1 protein-coding gene is annotated in these 888 nt (G+C 68.2%); it reads right to left on the bottom strand.

Annotation, left to right across the window (positions count from 1 at the left end):
- Nucleotides 1-7: 7 nt before the first annotated feature.
- Nucleotides 8-819, bottom strand: a protein-coding gene (locus IE318_RS44440) for an IS5 family transposase (RefSeq protein ID WP_229904228.1) whose coding sequence is annotated in 2 segments (ribosomal slippage) — nt 8-474 and nt 474-819 — 813 coding nt in all. Because the reading frame shifts where the segments join, the coding sequence is not laid out codon by codon here.
- Between the last annotated feature and the right edge of the window lie 69 nt (nt 820-888).

Genomic DNA, 888 nt, shown 5'->3' with positions numbered 1-888 from the left:
AGAGGCCCTAACAAAGCCTCTGGACGTGGCGGTGGGTGATCAGGCAGACGGCGAGTCCGAGGAAGGCTTCGTGGATGTCGTCGCGTCGTTCCCAGCGGATGCGCAGGCGGCGGAAGCCGTGCAGCCAGGCGATGGTGCGTTCGACGACCCAGCGGAAGGTGCCCAGGCCGGTGCCGTGTGGCTGGCCTCGTTCGGCGATGGCGGGCCGGATGCCGCGCTGTCGCAGGAGCCGGCGGTACTTGTCGTGGTCGTAGCCGCGGTCGGCGAAGAGCATGTCGGGGCGCCTGCGCGGCCGGCCGACAGCTCCGGCCACCGCCGGTATCTTGTCCAGCAGGGGCAGCAGTTGGGTGACGTCGTTGCGGTTTCCGCCGGTCAGCGACACCGCGAGCGGGATGCCCTGGCCATCGGTGAGGACGTGGTGCTTGCTGCCCGGACGCGCGCGGTCGACCGGGCTGGGTCCGCTTTTGGGCCCCTGCGGGCGGCCCGGACGTGGGAGGAGTCGATCACCGCCCGAGACCAGTCCAGCTTCTTCTTCGACCGCAGCTCTTTCAGCAGGATCACGTGGAGCTGGTCCCAGACGCCGGCTTCGTTCCACGCGGCCAGCCGTCGCCAGCAGGTCATGCCCGAGCCGAAGCCCAGCTCCTGGGGCAGGTACTCCCACTGGATGCCGGTGTGCAGCACGAACAGGATCCCGCACAAAGCCTGCCGGTCCGGCACCCGCGGCCGCCCCTCGACCTGCTTCGGCGCCGGTTTCGGCAACAACGGCTCGACCAGCGACCACAGTTCATCCGACACGATCCACGGCCGCGACTGTCTCATCCCCACGACCACATCAACGAGCGGACAAGCCGACAGTCACATGATCAACAGCCTTTTGTTAGAGCCAGT

This window comes from Streptomyces spiralis (genome assembly GCF_014654675.1).
GTDB classification, from domain to species: Bacteria; Actinomycetota; Actinomycetes; order Streptomycetales; family Streptomycetaceae; genus Streptomyces; species Streptomyces spiralis.
Note: the sequence above shows the minus strand (reverse complement) of the source record. Positions and strands in the feature narration are given on the sequence as shown.